Source organism: Pseudomonas sp. NPDC096925, assembly GCF_044762545.1.
Taxonomy (GTDB): Bacteria; Pseudomonadota; Gammaproteobacteria; order Pseudomonadales; family Pseudomonadaceae; genus Aquipseudomonas.
In genome coordinates this window covers 308,310-322,815 of record NZ_JBIWEM010000005.1, presented here as the reverse complement: position 1 = coordinate 322,815, position 14,506 = coordinate 308,310, and the positions used below count along the sequence as shown (strand labels likewise).

The window sequence follows — 14,506 nt, the reverse complement described above, 5'->3', positions numbered from 1 at the left end:
AGTGCTGTAGGGTATTCGAAATTGTCGAGGGCCGCTTTGCAGCCCTACGGTACTGGCACCAGACGCAAGGTACTCTGCGCCGGAATCACCCCCATCTGCGCCTTCTGGTACTGCCCCTGCACATACCCTTCGGCCTGATCCGCAAAATGCCTGTCGAACGGCACACCACTCTGGCCGACTGGGTTGCTGGTCAGCGCCTGCCCGGCATCGGCAAAGTCGACCAGCCGCCGAGTCGACGGCCCATAGGTCACCGGCCATGGCGCCGGGCCGATTTTCGCCGAGAGGTTGTTCGGCACTTCATGGGTGCCCGGTGCAGCGAACGGGCCGACGTTGAACAGCAGGTTCAGCGGCTTTTTGACCCCCAGCGGGTGGTTGTGGGTCAGGGTATGCGCCTTGCCCCACTGCCAGCTGGCCGGGTCACTGCCCACAGTCTCCCGCAGGTGCTTCAAGCTGTTCTGCCACGCCGTGCGTACCACGGCGGTACGGTCGGTGCGCTGGTTGCCTCCGCGAGTGCTCCACCAGGGCGAATCGGCATCCGCCGCCAGGCGCGGCAGGGCGGCGTCGATGGCGCGGGTGCTGATCAGCACCGGGAACCAGGTGTCGCCCAGTTCGTCATGCAGGGCCGCGAATGCCAGTTCGTAGAGGAACTGGTTGAACAGTGTGGCGCTGGTAGAGTCGAGCGGGTAGTCGCCGCCCCAGGCTGCCAGTTGCTCGACCAGCTCTTTCTCTTCGTCACCTTCGGCCACTGCACGTAGCGTTGCCAGCAGTGGTGCAAGGGTGCGCGGGCCATGGTCGCTGGCAGTGTCCAGTTGCAGCGCCTGGCTGTTTTGGGTGTCCCACTTCACCTCGGGGTCGGCCAGGTGGCGGTCGAGCTGGCGGCCACGGTCCGGCAGGTTGTAATAGCCCGGTACCGGCACCACCGCCGGCGGCTGGTAGTTGGCCGAGACAATGTAGCCGCGCGCCGGGTTCTCCTGTTGCGGGTTGACGCTGAATGGATAGAAGCCGAGCTTGTCGGCCTGCGCACTGCCACCGTCGAGGATGAACGCGGGATCGACGCCGTCGGGGCGGATCGGCAACTGCGCCGCCGCCCACCAGCCGATATCGCCACGGGCATTGGCCCAGACCAGGTTAAGCCCCGGCGCATGCACCTTGGCCGCGGCCTCGCGCATCTTGCCCAGGGTATTGGCGCGGTTGAGCTGGTAGAAACCGTCGAGAATCGGGTTTTCGGTTTCCAGGAACGCCCACCACATGGCGATAGGCGTGGGCCCGGCGGTGGCGCCCAGCACGTCGTTGACGATCGGGCCGTGGGGCGAGCGGCGCAGGCTGAGGGTGACCGGTGCTTCGCCTTTGACGGCGATCTGCTGCTCGGTCTTCTCCAACGCCTGCCATTTGCCATCGACCATCACCTGGTTGGCGTCGGCCGGGTTGGTGCGTTCGGCGATCAGGTCGACGTCGTCGTTCTGGAACATGGTCAGGCTCCAGCCAAAGTCGCGGTTGTGGCCGAGCAGGGCGAACGGGTTGAGCGCCTGGAAGTAGCCATACAGGTTGAAACCGGGCGCCGACAGCTCGGCCTCGTACCACACCGCCGGCACCGCGAAACCGATGTGCGGGTCGCCGGCCAGCAGTGGCTTGCCACTGCGGGTACGGCTACCGGCCACGGCCCAGGCGTTACTGCCCTCGAATTGCGGGATGCCCGCCTCACCCAGTGCTTCATGGCTGAGGCGGGCGAGGGCTTCCAGGCTTTGCCAGTCGGCAGCGGCCAGCGGTGTACCCAAGGCGCCCTCGGGCTGCCAGGCGAGATCGAAGATGTTCAGGTACTCGGGGCCCAACTGGTCGCGAATGTAGGTCAGCGCGGGCTCGGTGCGAAACGCGGCGGCAAAGCTGTAGGCCAGGTAGCCGGCGATGCTCAGGGTGTCTTCGGCGCTGAACGGGCGCGCAGTGATGCCCAGCAGGTCGAACTCCATGGGCTTGGGGTGGCTGGCCTGCCAGCTGTTCACACCCTCAAGGTAGGCCTGCAGGGCTTGCCAGGCGGGCGCTTGCCGGTCCTGACGCTTGGCCATCAGTGCTGCCTGCTCGCGAATGCGCAGGCTGCGGAACAGGGTGTCGGTGGGCAGCAGCTTGTCACCCAGCACCTCGGCCAGCTCGCCCCGGGCAAGGCGGCGCAGGATCTCCATCTGGAACAGCCGGTCCTGGGCATGCACGTAACCGAGGGCACGGTACAGGTCCGGTTCGCTCTGCGCCTGCAGGTGCGGTACGCCGCGGGCGTCGTAGCGCACGCTGACCGGGGCCTGCAGGCCGGCGATGGCCACCTCGCCCTCGCGTTGTGGCAGCTTGCCCTGCACATACCAGTATCCGGCGCCGGCGGCCACGGCAACTACCACGGCCAACAGGGTCAGGCTGCGCTTCATGCAGGCTCCTTGTGCGTTCAAGCGAAAAATGTGGTCCGATGATCGGCGGATTCGCGAACAGAGCATAGCCCCAGGAAGGAGTTTCCATGTCCCTTAGCGAAAAACAGAAAATGCTTACAGGCCAGCTCTATCACGCTGGCTGCCCCGAGCTGCAGGCCGAGCAGATCGCCAACAAGCACTGGATGCACCGCTACAACAGCAGTGTCGAGTTGCTCAACGACGCACGTCACGGGCTGCTGCTAGAGCACTTTGGCCAGGTCGGTGAAGGCGCGGTGATCCGCCCGCCGTTCTATTGCGACTATGGCTACAACATCAGCGTCGGCCGCAATACCTTCATGAATTTCAGCTGCGTGATCCTCGACGTGCTGCCGGTGCGAATCGGTGACGACTGCCAGATCGGCCCCAACGTGCAGATCTATACCGCCGACCACCCGCTCGACCCCGAGGTGCGCCGCACCGGGCTGGAGAGCGGTCGGCCGGTGACCATCGGCAACAACGTGTGGATCGGCGGCGCGGCGATCATCCTGCCGGGGGTGACCATCGGTGACAACGCCGTGGTGGGTGCCGGTAGCGTGGTCACCCGTGACGTGCCGGCGGGCGCGGTAGTCGTGGGCAACCCGGCTCGGGTGCGTCAGCCGGCCCAAGAGCAGTAGCAGCCCACCGCCAGGGTATTGGAGGCGCTCACCTGGCGGCCGTCGAGCAGCGCCTTGAGGATCGGTTCGATGAAGCTGTTGCTGGCGTTGCACACCGCGCCTTCACTGTAGGGGCCGAAGTAGGCGAGGTGGCCTTGCCGGTCCCAGATAGCCACCGCCGGGGAGGCGGGCAGGTGTTCGCTGCCGGGCAGGCCGGTGAGTGGCTTGAGGGCGGTGAGGTTGGCGGGCAGTTGGCCGTGGCTGCCGGGCTTTTGCAGCACGTGGAAGATCACGCCCTGGCTGGCGAACTGGCTGACCAGGTCGCCCAGGTGCTGCTGGTTGCCGACGTTGCACGGGCAGGCCGGGTCCCAGAAATGCACTACCCGGATCGGGCCGGGGCCAGCCAGTTCGGTGGGCAGTCGCAGCTGGCTACCATCGAACAGCGTCGCCTGGTTGTCGAACGGTCGCAGGTAGCGGGCCTGGAAGGTGGTGTAGGCCTGCCAGAGGATGGTCACGCCGACCAGAAGGGTGATTGCCGTGCACAGCGGTTTGATGAGCCGAGTCTTCATGAAGTTTCCGCGGTCCCTGTAGGAGCGGTGCTGGTGGTTCGAAGGTGAGCAAGCTTGCCACGACGCCAGCCAGAGCTGAATATCCCAGATCAATACTTGCTTCACTGTGGATGTACCCGATGCCCGCTGCCTTTCACCCTGACCTCCTGCGCACCAGCCTGGCGCCGCTGACCGCTCGCCAGCCGTTGTCGGCGCAGGCGCAGGACTACCAGCGCTTCTATGGCCTGAACCTGCCGGCACATAGCTGGCTGGGTGGCTTTCAGGCTGCCGGGTTCGACCTGGTCGGGCAGGTCTGGCTACCCGAACAGCCGACCGCGACGCTGTTCCTGCTGCACGGCTATTACGACCATATGGGCCTCTACCGGCATGTGATCGATTGGGCGCTCAAACAGGGTTTCGCCGTGATCAGCTGCGACCTGCCCGGCCACGGTCTGTCCAGCGGCGAGCGGGCCAGCATCAGTGATTTCGCGGTGTACCAGCAGGTGCTGGAGGCATTGTTCGAACAGGCGCGCACGCTGCAACTGCCGCGCCCCTGGCACCTGTGCGGGCAAAGCACCGGTGGCGCCATCGCCGTGGACCACCTGTTGAACCAGGGCGCGCGCAGCCCCATCGATGGCCAGGTCATCCTGTTGGCACCGCTGGTGCGGCCCTGTGCCTGGCGCTGGTCGAAGCTGAGCTATCGCGTGCTGCGTCACTTCGTGAACGGCATCGAACGGCGTTTCAGCGAGAACACCAATGACCCGGCCTTTCTGCCGTTTCTGGAAGCCGACCCGCTGCAACCGCGCCGCCTGCCAACGGCCTGGGTGGGCGCCTTGATTGCCTGGGTCAAGCGCATCGAGGCCGCGCCGCGCAGTACGCGGCGGCCGTTGATCGTGCAAGGAGAGGCGGATGGCACAGTGGACTGGCCGTACAACCTTGAAGTACTCAAGGCCAAGTTCGCCGAGCCACAGATATTGATGCTGCCTGAGGCCCGTCACCACCTGGCCAACGAGCTACCGGGCATTCGCCAGCGCTACTTCGACTTCATCGACCAGCGCCTGGGCTGATCACTTCAGGTCGTTGGTGCTCTGGCCAACCGCCAGGCCTGCGCGCACTGCGGCCAGGGCGGCCTGGTAGTAAGCCTTGCCATCTGGCGACTCGGCAAAGGTGGCGAACTCTTCCAGCTCGGCATCGGACAGGTCACGGTAGACATACAGCAAGGTGTTGTTGAGGTCTTCGCCGATCTGGTTCATCAGGCGTTGGCGCTGGCCGTCGAGCAGGCCCTGGGCCTGGCCGCTGCCGAACAGGCCGGGGATCATCGAGCTGAGGCTATCGGCCGCCACGCCAGCGATGGCCAGGCTCACTTCGGCGCCGGCTTCGCGCGCCGGCAGAGCCTGGGCCAGGTGGCCGATGATCAGCAGGCGGTCGTCGCTGGCCTGGATTTTCGGCAGGCCCTTGGCATTCCTGGCCAGTTCATCCTTGCGTGTGGCCTTGAGCTCGGCGGCTACCACCTTGCGGCCCAGCGGCGAGCGGAAAAAGGCCAGCGCCGGTGCCGGGTTGGCCAAGGTTGCGCGCAGCTGCGCCTGGGCACGCCGGTCCACCGCCTGGGCCTGGAAACGCTGGTTGCTGTTGTTGACCAGCGCCTGGTACACGGCGGGTGGCAAACTGTTGCGGTAGCGTTCCTGGGCGGCGGTCAGGGCATCGTTGAAATGGGCGCGCTGGTCGGGCCAGCCGGCGGCCTTGTACAGTTGATCCAGGTTGTCTGCCCAGACAGGCACGGTGCAGATCATCAGCAGAATCAGGGAAAACAGACGGCGCATTCAGGACTCCTGTCGGCAGGTGGCTATTGTCCGTGGCCGGGCGCCGGTTTGTCGAGATATCCGCGTGCTTCTCGGCCAAGTGGCGCTGTGCGCCGGCATGGCTAATGGATATGATGCGCGCCATGCACATCTCCCCTGAACACCCGATGCTTGCGGCCGTCGTCGACGATCTGGCCACCCATGGCTGGTCCCAGCAGGCGCTGTTTCTGCCTGCCGACCTGGTGCGCGCGCTGGCGGCCGAGTGCCGGCGCCGTGATGCCGAAGGCGAACTCAACCCTGCGGGGGTTGGGCGCGGTGCTGCCCAGGAGGTACGCGAGGCCATCCGCGGCGACCAGATCCAGTGGATCGACCCCGGCCAGGCCGAGGCCTGCGACCAGTACCTGGCCGCCATGGACCAACTGCGCCAGGCCATCAACCGGGGCCTGTTCCTCGGCCTGGAGGATTTCGAGTGCCATTTTGCCCTGTACCCACCGGGGGCATTCTATCGCCGGCATCTGGACCGCTTCCGTGACGATGACCGGCGCATGGTGTCGGCGGTGCTGTACCTGAATGAAGACTGGCAGCCGCAGGACGGTGGCCAGTTGCGCATGTTCCTGGCGGACGGTGTCGAGCATGATGTCGAGCCGGTGGCTGGCTGCCTGGTAGTGTTCCTGTCGGGCGAGGTGCCCCATGAGGTGCTGCCGGCCGGGCGTGAGCGGCTTTCGTTGACCGGGTGGTTCCGGCGCCGTGGCAATGACCTGTTCTGACCTGCCCAAGGTGCTGGTCAGCGCCTGCCTGCTGGGGCAGCCAGTGCGCTATGACGGCTGCGCCAGTGGCCACCCCGACCTTTTGCAGCATTGGCAGGCCGAAGGGCGCGTGGTGCCGTTGTGCCCGGAAGTGGCCGGTGGCTTGCCGACACCACGGCCGCCGGCAGAGATACCGGGCGGGCAGGGGGGGGAGGTGCTCGACGGTGGCGCGCAGGTGCTGACGGTGACGGGCGAGGATGTCAGCGCCGAGTTCCTGGCCGGGGCGCAACGGGCGCTGGAGCTGGTGCGCCGGCACGGCATTCGCGTGGCGGTGCTGAAGGCGGGTAGCCCTTCGTGTGGCAACCGGTTGACCTATGACGGCACGTTCAGTGGTGTGAAGGTGGCGGGGGAAGGGGTGACCACGGCATTGCTGCGGCGGGCGGGGGTGCTGGTGTTCAGCGAGCTGGAGCTGGACGAGGCACAGCAGGCGCTGGCTGGGCTTTCAGCTTAAGCCTGTACCGGCCTCTTCGCGGGTGAACCCGCTCCCACAGGGAAAGCACCCGCTCCCGGGCCTGTGATTAACCTGTGGGAGCGGGCGAGCCCGCGAAGAGGCCAGTACAGGCAATAAAGCGCTTACTGCCCGGACGCAGTTTCAGGCACACCCTTGAACCACTTCTGCTCAAGCTCGGCAGTCCGCCCGCTGTCCTTGAGCCGCTGCAGTGCATTGTTCACCGCGCTCTCGAACGCCGGGTTGTCCTTCTGGAACGGGATCACCAGCTGCTTCTCGCCAAACGGCAGGCTTACATCGAGCTGGCCGTCACCTTTGGGCGATTCGCTCGACGGGGTCAGTGCGATGTCGTACTTGCCACTCTCGACACCGGGCAGTACCTCTGTCGCAGGGGCTTCGATGAATTCGGCCCGCAGGTCCAGCTCCCTGGCCAGGTCCTGGCCGAACTCGATCTCGAAACCGGTCAGGTGGTCATTTTCCTTGAAGGCGTACGGTGAGTTGTCGGCCTGCACGGCGATGCGCAGTTCGCCCCGGTCGGCGATTTCATCTATCAGCTCGGCCTGAGCCAATGGCGTGATCAGTACCGCCAGCAATACCCCTATGGTCGAACGCATGAAAGCCCCTTTCTTCTTTGGCAAATGAATAACCTTCGCCACGGCTTTTTTCCTCGCCGTGGTCGAGCGCAGCCTATGACCTTGAAGCCTCGGCATTGTTTAACCTTGATTGAAATATTTCTGCCTGACGATGTGAACATCTGGGCGCACATATCAACTAAGGTGAACCACCGCCGCCACTGGAATATTGGCGGCGGTCAATAAGTGAATCACAGGAGAAGTGAATGAACAGCCTATTTTCGCGTGCTGCCGTTGCCGGTCTGTTGATGGGAGCGTCGGTGTTCGCCAGTGCCACAGATGCCCTGAAGAGCCAGGAACCGCCAAAGGAGGCCAAGGTCTTCATCGTTTCCCCCGCCGATGGCGCTACGGTCGACCAGACCTTCACCGTCAAGTTCGGCATCGAGGGCATGGCGCTCAAGCCCGCGGGTGACAATACCCCGCACACCGGGCACCACCACCTGCTGGTGGATGTGGACAAGGAACCCATGGCCGACATGGCGCTGCCAGTCAGCCAGATGCCACAGAGCGGCACCGCGCTGCCGGCGGGCCCGCAGGTGCTGCACTTCGGCAAGGCGCAGACCGAAACCAGCATTACCCTGACCCCGGGCAAGCACACCCTGCAGTTGGTGCTGGGTGACCAGTATCACGTGCCGTTCAAGCCGAGCGTCGTGTCGCAGAAGATCACGGTTGACGTGAAATAGGTGTTGGATTCTTCGCGGGTAAACCCGCTCTCACAGGGATCCCACAGGTCTGAAGCTTGTGGTGATCCTGTGGGAGCGGGTTTACCCGCGAAGCAGGCGACACCAATGTCACAGGCAAAAAAAGGGAGGCCACCAGGGCCTCCCTTTTTCATGTCGCCAGCGAACTTAGAACAGGACGCGGGAACGGATGGTGCCCTTGACCTGTTGCAGCTTCTCTTGCGCCAGGTCGGAGTACTCGGCGTCAACGTCGATCACCACGTAACCGACTTTCTCGTTGGTTTGCAGGAACTGACCGGAGATGTTGATGCCGTTCTCGGCGAAGACCTTGTTGATCTCGCTGAGTACGCCCGGGATGTTTTCGTGGATGTGCAGCAGGCGGTGCTTGCCTGGGTGTGCCGGCAGGGCAACTTCCGGGAAGTTGACCGAGGACACCGAGGTACCGTTGTCGCTGTACTTGACCAGCTTCTCGGCCACTTCCAGGCCGATGTTGGCCTGGGCTTCGGCGGTGGAACCACCGATGTGCGGGGTCAGGATCACGTTGTCCAGGCCGCGCAGCGGGCTTTCGAACTCTTCGTCGTTGGAACGTGGCTCGACCGGGAACACGTCGATGGCGGCGCCGATCAGGTGCTTGTCCTTGATGGCGGCGGCCAGGTGGTCCAGTTCGACCACGGTGCCACGGGCGGCGTTGATCAGGATCGAGCCCTTCTTCATGGCACGAATCTCCTTTTCGCCGATCATCCACTGGGTGGATGGCAACTCAGGCACGTGCAGCGAAACGATATCGGCCAGGCCCAGCAGCTCGTGCAGGCTGGTGACTTGTACGGCGTTGCCCAGTGGCAGCTTGGTCAGTGGGTCGAAGAAGTAGACCTGCATGCCCAGGCTTTCGGCCAATACCGACAGCTGGGTACCGATCGAACCATAACCGACGATGCCCAGTTTCTTGCCGCGGATCTCGAACGAGTTGGCCGCGCTCTTGATCCAGCCACCACGGTGGCAGGAAGCGTTCTTCTCAGGGATGCCGCGCAGCAGCAGGATGGCTTCGGCCAGTACCAGTTCGGCTACCGAACGGGTGTTGGAGTAGGGCGCGTTGAACACGGCGATACCGCGCTCGCGGGCAGCTTCCAGGTCGACCTGGTTGGTACCGATGCAGAAGCAGCCGACGGCGACCAGTTTCTTGGCGCAGTCGAAGATCTCTTCGGTCAGCTGGGTGCGCGAACGGATGCCGATGAAGTGGGCATCGGCGATCTTTTCCTTCAGCTCGGCTTCCGGCAGCGAACCAGTGAGGTATTCGATGTTGGTGTAGCCGGCGGCCTTGAGGGTATCGACCGCGTTCTGGTGCACACCTTCAAGAAGAAGGAACCGGATCTTGCTCTTGTCGAGAGAAGTCTTGCTCATCTGCGTAAACCTGTATCCCGGAGAAAAAATGGCGAGGGTGATGCCAGGCGCGAAGGCAGCCTTAGCATGAACAGCGGGAGGGCTATGCTAGCATACGCGACACAATCTGAGCTTATCCCGACAGGTGAAGTGTGCTCAGGGTGACTATGAATAAGTCGAGAGTTCCAGCGATGACTCACCTCGCTGTTATTGATGAACTGATGACCCTTGTCGACCCTGGCAAGGTCCTGACCGACGCAGCTTCCCTGGAAGCCTATGGCAAGGACTGGACCAAGCATTACCCACCGGCGCCCAGCGCCATCGTGTTTCCCAAAACGGTGGCGCAGGTGCAGGCGATCGTGCGCTGGGCCAATACCCACAAGGTGGCGCTGGTGCCGTCTGGTGGGCGTACCGGGCTTTCTGCAGGCGCCGTGGCGGCCAATGGCGAAGTGGTGGTCGCCTTCGACTACATGAACCAGATTCTCGGCTTCAATGCCTTCGACCGCACCGTGGTCTGCCAGCCCGGGGTGATTACCCGCCAGCTGCAGGCCTGTGCCGAAGAGCAGGGCCTTTATTACCCGGTGGACTTCGCCTCCAGCGGTTCCAGCCAGATTGGCGGCAATATTGGCACCAATGCTGGCGGGATCAAGGTAATTCGCTACGGCATGACCCGCAACTGGGTGGCCGGGCTGAAAGTGGTCACCGGCAAGGGTGAATTACTGGAGCTGAACAAGGACCTGATCAAGAACGCCACCGGCTATGACCTGCGCCAGCTGTTCATCGGCGCCGAAGGTACCCTGGGCTTCGTGGTCGAGGCCACCATGCGGCTGGACCGTGCACCGCGCAACCTCACCGCGATGGTGCTGGGCACCCCGGACTTCGATTCGATCATGCCGGTGCTGCATGCCTTCCAGGCCAAGCTGGACCTGACCGCCTTCGAGTTCTTCTCCGACAAGGGCCTGGCCAGGATCCTGGCGCGCGGCGACGTGCCGGCACCGTTCGAGACCGCCTGCCCGTTCTATGCGCTGCTGGAGTTCGAGGCCAGCACCGAGGAGGTGGCCAACGAAGCCTTGGCCACCTTCGAGCACTGCGTCGAGCAGGGCTGGGTGCTGGACGGGGTGATGAGCCAGAGCGAGACCCAGCTGAAAAATCTGTGGAAACTGCGCGAGTACCTGTCGGAAACCATCTCGCACTGGACCCCGTACAAGAACGACATTTCCGTCACCGTGTCGAAAGTGCCGGAGTTCCTGCGCGATATCGATGCCATCGTCGCCGAACATTACCCGGATTACGAAGTGGTGTGGTACGGCCACATTGGCGACGGCAACCTGCACCTGAACATCCTCAAGCCCGAGCACATGAACAAGGATGAGTTCTTTGCCTCGTGCACCAAGGTCAACAAGTGGGTGTTCGATATCGTCAAACGCTACAACGGCTCGATCTCGGCCGAGCACGGCGTGGGCATGACCAAGCGCGACTACCTGGGCTACAGCCGCTCGCCCGAAGAAATCGCCTGCATGAAGGCAATAAAGGCCGTGTTCGACCCTAACGGCATCATGAATCCGGGTAAGATCTTCGCACCTGAATAGAAAGCAGTATCCAGAGGAGTCGGCCATGAGTTACCAGCACCAGTACGTAGACGGCACGCGCATTCACTTCCCGCTGGGCAAGGTGGTGTGCATCGGCCGTAACTATGCCGAGCATGCCAAGGAACTGGACAACCCGATCCCCACCGAACCATTGCTGTTCATCAAGCCGGGCAGTTGCGTGGTGCCGGCCGAAGGTGGCTTCAAGATCCCGACCGAGCGCGGCTCTGTGCACTATGAGGCCGAAATTGCCGTGCTGCTGGGCAAGCCGCTGTCGACTCATCCGAGCGAGGAAGAGGTGCTGGACGCCATTTCCGGTTATGCCCCGGCGCTGGACCTGACCCTGCGCGATGTGCAGGCCAGGCTGAAAGAGAAGGGCCTGCCATGGGAGCTGGCCAAGTGCTTTGACGGCGCCTGCGTACTGCCGCCGTTCGTGTCGGCCGCCAGCTTCGAGGACGTGACCGACATCCCGGTGCGCCTGACCGTCAACGGCGAGGTGCGCCAGGACGGTAACAGCGCGATGATGCTCAACCCGATCGTGCCGATGATCCAGTACATGGCTGCGCATTTCTCGCTGCAGGCGGGGGATGTGATCCTCACCGGTACTCCGGCTGGCGTAGGGCCGTTCCATGTCGGTGACGAACTGGTGCTTGAGCTGCCGGGTGTGAGCCGCTTCGAAAGCCGGGTGCTTTGAGCTGGAACCGTATCGCCTTCTTCGCGGGCAAACCCGCTCCCACAGGAACTGCGCAACTCTCAAGGGCGGCGCTATGCCTGTGGGAGCGGGTTCACCCGCGAAGAGGGCAGACCTGTTTACCGATTTTTCACACCCAATCCGGATAATGCGCGGATCTACGCCCATTTCCCCAGGACCCCTGCATGCCATCTCCCTCCAGCGCCCCGGCAACCCCCAAGCGTCGTTTCTTCCTGCGCTGGCCCTTCGGCCTGGCCGTGGCAGCGGTAATCGGCTATGGCGTGGCCGTGGCCATGCACTGGGATGACCGCGGTGCGCTGTGGGTCAAGGAAAGCTTCGAAAGCACCGCCGAGCGCAGCGAAAGCGTATGGCTGCCGGACTACCAGGTCGACATCGATGCCAAGCCGCTGCCAGGCATGGACGACGATGAAGCCTCGGACGTGGCTTTCAACCCGCGTACCCGCACCCTGTTCGCAGTCATGGGCAAGAACCCGATCCTGGTCGAGCTGAGCCTGGATGGCGATGTACTGCGCAAGATCCCGCTCAACGGCTGGAACAACCCGGAAGGCGTTGCCGTGCTGGAAGACGGCTACCTGGCAATCACCGACGAGCGCCTGCACGACCTGACCGTGGTCAAGGTGGATGCGCAGACCACCGCGTTGAACCATGATGATTTCCAGAGCCACGACCTGGGCCAGTCGGTGAAGAGCAACAAGGGCTTCGAGGCGGTGGCCTGGGACCCGCTGCGCCAGCGCCTGGTCATCGGCGAGGAGCGCCCGCCCAAGCTGTATACCTGGAATACTGATGGCCGCAGCCCGCTCACCGGTGAAAAAAAGCTGCTGCCCAGCGATGAACTGGACCTGCGCAACCTCTCGGCGCTTAGCGTCGATCCGCGTACCGGCCACCTGTTGGTGCTGTCGTCCGATTCCAACATGCTGCTGGAGCTGGACGAGCAGGGCCAGCAAGTCAGCTTCATGACCTTGCTGGGTGGTTTCAACGGCCTGCAGGGCACCATCCCGCGGGCCGAAGGGGTGGCCATGGACGACAAGGGCAACCTGTACATGGTCAGCGAGCCGGCTCTGTTCTATCGCTTCAGAAAGAACTGACCCCAATATCCGGATTTTCGGATGCTGGCATTAAGCTTTACTTCAGTTGTTCATGGTTAGATTCGCCACCCCTATGTCGAGTCTGCCCTCATGCGCCGTTTTGTTCGCCCGTTTCCTGTTCTGGCCGTCATCGGCCTGATCCTGCTCGGCTTGGCCGGGCAGGAGTTCCGCCTGTTCGAGCGTGTCTGGTTCAATCTCAAGGCCTGGTGGCAGCCAGCCGAGCAGAGCATCGGCCTGGACCGTTACCGGGTGGTGGTGGAGGCACAGCCGATCGAGGGGCTGGATGACGACATTTCGGCGCTGACCTACGACCCGGACCGCAAGACCCTGTTTACCGTCACCAATGCCCGCTCGGAACTGATCGAACTGTCGCTGGACGGCCGCATCCTGCGCCGGGTACCGCTGACCGGCTTCGGCGACCCGGAAGCCGTGGAGTACGTCGGGCCCAATAGCTATGTGATTACCGATGAGCGTCAGCAGCGGCTGATTCGCGTGCGCCTGGAGGACGACACGATGTTCCTCGATGCCGGCGATGCCGAGCAGCTGACCCTTGGCATTGGCCTGAATGGCAACAAGGGCTTCGAGGGGCTGGCCTACGATTCGGCGGGCAAGCGCCTGTTCGTGGCCAAGGAACGTGACCCGATGCTGATCTACGAGGTGCATGGCTTCCCGCACGACAACCCGGAGCAGCCCTATGCGGTGCATGTGGTACAGGACCGCAAGCGCGATTCGCGGCTGTTCGTGCGGGACCTGTCGAGCTTGCAGTTCGATGAGCGCAGCGGGCACCTGCTGGCGCTGTCGGACGAGTCGCGGCTGGTGCTGGAACTGGATGTGGAGGGTCGGCCGCTGAGTACCTTGTCGTTGCGCAAGGGGTTCCAGGGGTTGCAGGCGACGGTGCCGCAGGCGGAGGGGATTGCGATGGATGAGGCGGGGACCATCTATCTGGTCAGTGAGCCGAACCTGTTCTATGTGTTCAAACAGCCGGCGGATTGATTGCCTGGAAGGGCCTATTCGCGGGCATGCCCGCTCCCACATACGCCACAGGTTTCAGACCCCGTGCAGTTCCTGTGGGAGCGGGCGTGCCCGCGAAGAAGATTACTCGGCCTTCAGGCTCTTCACGCCTTCAGCGGTACCCAGCAGCAGCAAATCCGCCGGACGCGCCGCGAACAGGCCGTTGGTCACCACGCCAACGATGGCGTTGATCTGCGCCTCCAGCTCCACCGGGTTGGTGATCTGCAGGTTGTGCACATCGAGGATCACGTTGCCGTTGTCGGTCACCACACCCTCACGGTACACCGGGTCGCCGCCCAGCTTGACCAGCTGGCGAGCCACGTGGCTGCGGGCCATCGGGATCACTTCGACCGGCAGTGGGAAGGCGCCCAGCACAGGTACCAGCTTGCTGGCGTCGGCGATGCAGATGAAGGTCTTGGCCACGGCGGCGACGATCTTCTCGCGGGTCAGGGCTGCGCCGCCGCCCTTGATCAGGTTCAGGTGCGCGTCGCTCTCGTCGGCGCCGTCCACGTAGAACTCCAGTTCGCTGACGCTGTTCAGCTCGTAGACCGGGATGCCATGGCCCTTCAGACGCTGGGCGGTGGCTTCGGAGCTGGCGACCGCGCCGTCGAAGGCAGTCTTGTGCTGAGCCAGGGCGTCGATGAAGAAGTTGGCGGTCGAACCGGTACCGACGCCGACGACGCTCTTTTCATCCAGCTTGGGCAGAATGAAGTCGACAGCGGCCTGGGCGACGGCCTGTTTGAGTTGGTCCTGGGTCATGCGGGCTCCGAGAGGGGCAGGGC

General features: G+C 63.6%; 15 protein-coding genes. 9 read left to right on the top strand and 6 right to left on the bottom strand.

Features of this window, described 5'->3' with window-relative positions; translation table 11 throughout:
• Positions 1 to 44 precede the first annotated feature (44 nt).
• Positions 45 to 2,408, bottom strand: coding sequence for a penicillin acylase family protein (locus tag ACIQYU_RS17080; RefSeq protein ID WP_402800941.1), 2,364 nt, complete (start codon positions 2,406 to 2,408; stop codon positions 45 to 47).
• An 86-nt stretch (positions 2,409 to 2,494) separates the two neighbouring features.
• On the opposite strand from ACIQYU_RS17080, the gene ACIQYU_RS17075 reads away from it, so the two are divergent.
• Positions 2,495 to 3,061: a sugar O-acetyltransferase gene (locus tag ACIQYU_RS17075; protein ID WP_087499796.1), complete on the top strand. Its 567-nt coding sequence runs from the start codon at positions 2,495 to 2,497 to the stop codon at positions 3,059 to 3,061.
• Here the strand turns inward: ACIQYU_RS17075 and ACIQYU_RS17070 are convergent.
• The gene (locus ACIQYU_RS17070) at positions 3,040 to 3,609 is read right to left on the bottom strand and encodes a DUF6436 domain-containing protein (RefSeq protein ID WP_402800937.1); all 570 of its coding nucleotides are present in this window, start codon (positions 3,607 to 3,609) and stop codon (positions 3,040 to 3,042) included. The genes ACIQYU_RS17075 and ACIQYU_RS17070 overlap by 22 nt on opposite strands.
• 119 nt (positions 3,610 to 3,728) lie before the next feature.
• Here ACIQYU_RS17070 and ACIQYU_RS17065 point away from each other — a divergent pair, with 119 nt between their 5' ends.
• Positions 3,729 to 4,655 (top strand): alpha/beta hydrolase, encoded by a 927-nt coding sequence (locus ACIQYU_RS17065; RefSeq protein ID WP_207837508.1) that lies wholly within the window; start codon positions 3,729 to 3,731, stop codon positions 4,653 to 4,655.
• On the opposite strand, the gene ACIQYU_RS17060 is transcribed toward ACIQYU_RS17065, so the two are convergent.
• Complete coding sequence (locus ACIQYU_RS17060; protein WP_063912124.1) at positions 4,656 to 5,408, bottom strand: DUF2059 domain-containing protein; 753 nt, start codon at positions 5,406 to 5,408, stop codon at positions 4,656 to 4,658. It abuts the gene before it with no gap.
• Positions 5,409 to 5,521: 113 nt separating this feature from the next.
• Between ACIQYU_RS17060 and ACIQYU_RS17055 the strand changes: the two genes are divergently transcribed.
• Both ACIQYU_RS17055 and ACIQYU_RS17050 read left to right on the top strand, forming a co-directional pair.
• Positions 5,522 to 6,154, top strand: a complete 633-nt coding sequence (locus ACIQYU_RS17055) for a 2OG-Fe(II) oxygenase (RefSeq protein ID WP_207837517.1) — start codon at positions 5,522 to 5,524, stop codon at positions 6,152 to 6,154.
• Complete coding sequence (locus tag ACIQYU_RS17050; RefSeq protein WP_402800933.1) at positions 6,141 to 6,644, top strand: DUF523 domain-containing protein; 504 nt, start codon at positions 6,141 to 6,143, stop codon at positions 6,642 to 6,644. The genes ACIQYU_RS17055 and ACIQYU_RS17050 overlap by 14 nt, the downstream gene beginning before the upstream one ends.
• Before the next feature lie 122 nt (positions 6,645 to 6,766).
• Here ACIQYU_RS17050 and ACIQYU_RS17045 read toward each other — a convergent pair whose 3' ends face one another.
• A complete protein-coding gene (locus ACIQYU_RS17045; RefSeq protein ID WP_402800930.1) occupies positions 6,767 to 7,255 on the bottom strand; it encodes a transporter substrate-binding domain-containing protein in 489 nt (162 codons plus the stop codon).
• Positions 7,256 to 7,479: 224 nt separating this feature from the next.
• Here ACIQYU_RS17045 and ACIQYU_RS17040 point away from each other — a divergent pair, with 224 nt between their 5' ends.
• Positions 7,480 to 7,956 carry a DUF4399 domain-containing protein gene (locus tag ACIQYU_RS17040; protein ID WP_207838168.1) on the top strand — a complete coding sequence of 159 codons (477 nt, stop codon included), beginning with the start codon at positions 7,480 to 7,482 and terminating at the stop codon, positions 7,954 to 7,956.
• A 165-nt stretch (positions 7,957 to 8,121) separates the two neighbouring features.
• Here ACIQYU_RS17040 and serA read toward each other — a convergent pair whose 3' ends face one another.
• Complete coding sequence (serA, locus tag ACIQYU_RS17035) at positions 8,122 to 9,351, bottom strand: phosphoglycerate dehydrogenase (protein WP_207838165.1); 1,230 nt, start codon at positions 9,349 to 9,351, stop codon at positions 8,122 to 8,124.
• Positions 9,352 to 9,521: 170 nt separating this feature from the next.
• On the opposite strand from serA, the gene ACIQYU_RS17030 reads away from it, so the two are divergent.
• The 4 genes from ACIQYU_RS17030 to ACIQYU_RS17015 all read left to right on the top strand — a co-directional run bounded on the left by ACIQYU_RS17030 (position 9,522) and on the right by ACIQYU_RS17015 (position 13,706).
• On the top strand, positions 9,522 to 10,919 hold the full coding sequence (locus tag ACIQYU_RS17030; protein ID WP_402800925.1) for an FAD-binding oxidoreductase: 1,398 nt from the start codon (positions 9,522 to 9,524) through the stop codon (positions 10,917 to 10,919).
• A 25-nt stretch (positions 10,920 to 10,944) separates the two neighbouring features.
• The gene (locus ACIQYU_RS17025; protein ID WP_207838159.1) at positions 10,945 to 11,610 is read left to right on the top strand and encodes a fumarylacetoacetate hydrolase family protein; all 666 of its coding nucleotides are present in this window, start codon (positions 10,945 to 10,947) and stop codon (positions 11,608 to 11,610) included.
• Positions 11,611 to 11,792: 182 nt separating this feature from the next.
• Positions 11,793 to 12,713 (top strand): SdiA-regulated domain-containing protein, encoded by a 921-nt coding sequence (locus tag ACIQYU_RS17020; protein ID WP_233694053.1) that lies wholly within the window; start codon positions 11,793 to 11,795, stop codon positions 12,711 to 12,713.
• Positions 12,714 to 12,803: 90 nt separating this feature from the next.
• On the top strand, positions 12,804 to 13,706 hold the full coding sequence (locus ACIQYU_RS17015) for an SdiA-regulated domain-containing protein (protein WP_233694054.1): 903 nt from the start codon (positions 12,804 to 12,806) through the stop codon (positions 13,704 to 13,706).
• 102 nt (positions 13,707 to 13,808) lie between these two features.
• Here the strand turns inward: ACIQYU_RS17015 and rpiA are convergent, their stop codons facing one another.
• The gene (gene rpiA / locus ACIQYU_RS17010; RefSeq protein ID WP_063912115.1) at positions 13,809 to 14,483 is read right to left on the bottom strand and encodes a ribose-5-phosphate isomerase RpiA; all 675 of its coding nucleotides are present in this window, start codon (positions 14,481 to 14,483) and stop codon (positions 13,809 to 13,811) included.
• Between the last annotated feature and the right edge of the window lie 23 nt (positions 14,484 to 14,506).